Consider the following 1,760-nt stretch of genomic DNA (forward strand, 5'->3'; position numbering starts at 1 on the left):
GTTGTTGTTCAAGTCACACACGTTCTCGCGCCTTGCGCCGTTTGCGACTTACGAAGACGAGTATTTTCGGCTAAACGAAAATACGATAAAAAACGGTAATTCCACTAAATTCGCAAATGGCGCAAGACGTGTGTTAGCGGTTCGGTTTTTTTCTTTTTGATATTTTAATTTGTAATTTGTCGTATTAATTCTACTCCAAATTTTGTTAATCTAAAAGATTCAGAAGATATTATTTCATTTTCAGGAATTTCTTCGTCTTCTGTGTATAAATACATTGTTCCAGAATTATTTTTTAATTTTGGTGGTTTTTCCTCTATTAGTCTTAATCTTAATAAGTTGTCAATTAATAGAATTGTTGTTTGATAATCTGTGGAACTTTTTCTAACCAATTCTGCTTTTTCAAAATACGGTCTATCTTCACTGGACATTAAGAAACACCTTGAATAAATAAAATTTAAAAGATAAAATTCATTAACTGATAATTGATTTAATAATTGACTGAAAATATGACAAGCATTAAATTGATTTTTTGGGTCTAAAGTGTTGGCTAATAATTTAGCCCAACTATCTTGCATAATTTCTTCTTCTTCAAATGAAGCATATTCTAACAAGGTTGTTAAGTCTTTTATTGGAATTTTTTTAGGCACTTCAATTCCTTTACTTTTTAAAAATTCTTTTGCTTTTAGGATTATATTTATTCGGTTTTTAAATCTCCAAAAATTCACTTTATCAGTGAATATACCTGTTCCTTCCATTAGAGGTCCAGCAATTAACTTTTCAACAAAGTCTAACGCTTTTTCTGAAGCAATACCAATTCCATTTGCTATTTCAGTTTTGTTTTCTGTACTCATTTTTGCTTATTTAATTGCGATTTCTCCCGTTTTGCGCTAAACTGACCGCTAACGTTCTCGCACCTTGCGCCGTTTGCGACTTACGAAGACGAGTATTTTCGGCTAAACGAAAATACGATATAAAAACGATAATTCCACTAAATTCGCAAATGGCGCAAGACGTGTGTTAGCAGTAGTGCTTTCGTTTTTTATTCAATTATTTCTTCTTCTAAATGAGAAATGTCTTTTGCAACGTAAAAATATGAAAGTGTATTTTCGCTATCTCCACCCATATATTCATCATCCATCAAACTAATTTTTAGAGAAGGAATTAGATAATTACCTTGTTCAATTTCAAAGACTTTATGAGAATTAGTTTCAAAGTTATTGATAATTTCGGCTAATTCTTGTCCCGATTTTATATTAATATTTTCAATTTGAACATCAATATCAATATGAAATTCAAATTCTATTAACTCATCATTTTCATCGTAACTTAAAAAAAATAGATTTTCTTCGGAATGAAAATTTTGATAAATATCTCTTTTTTGATTAAATATTTTCGGTTCTTCACCTTCAAAATATGCATCCATTGTGATAATGCTATCATCTTCTTGATGTTTGTTTTCTAGATAATTTCTTATTATGCTTCGTTTTTCATTCCAATATATTTCATTATCATCAATTATAATTCCTTTACTTGGTATGTATTTTATTTGCATATTTTCTATTTGTTATATGTTACCTTTTTGGAAAAATAATATTAGTTTTTTGTGTTTTTTTTCGTCCAACCGCATTACTGCTAACGTTCTCGCACCTTGCGCCGTTTGCGACTTACGAAGACGAGTATTTTCGGCTTAACGAAAATACGATTTAAAAACGGTAATTCCACTAAATTCGCAAATGGCGCAAGACGTGTGTTAGCAGGCG

At 30.3% G+C, this 1,760-nt stretch carries 2 protein-coding genes; both read right to left on the reverse strand.

Translation table 11 applies throughout. The annotated features are described in order from the left end of the window. Positions 1–164: 164 nt before the first annotated feature. A complete protein-coding gene (locus WBQ70_RS06805) occupies positions 165–851 on the reverse strand; it encodes an Abi-alpha family protein (protein WP_423912093.1) in 687 nt (228 codons plus the stop codon). A gap of 188 nt (positions 852–1,039) precedes the next feature. After that, entirely contained in the window at positions 1,040–1,552 is a 513-nt protein-coding gene (locus WBQ70_RS06810; RefSeq protein WP_423912096.1) for a hypothetical protein, read from the reverse strand. Positions 1,553–1,760 lie beyond the last annotated feature (208 nt).

The organism is Flavobacterium sp. (assembly GCF_049590715.1).
In the GTDB taxonomy this organism is placed as follows: Bacteria; Bacteroidota; Bacteroidia; order Flavobacteriales; family Flavobacteriaceae; genus Flavobacterium.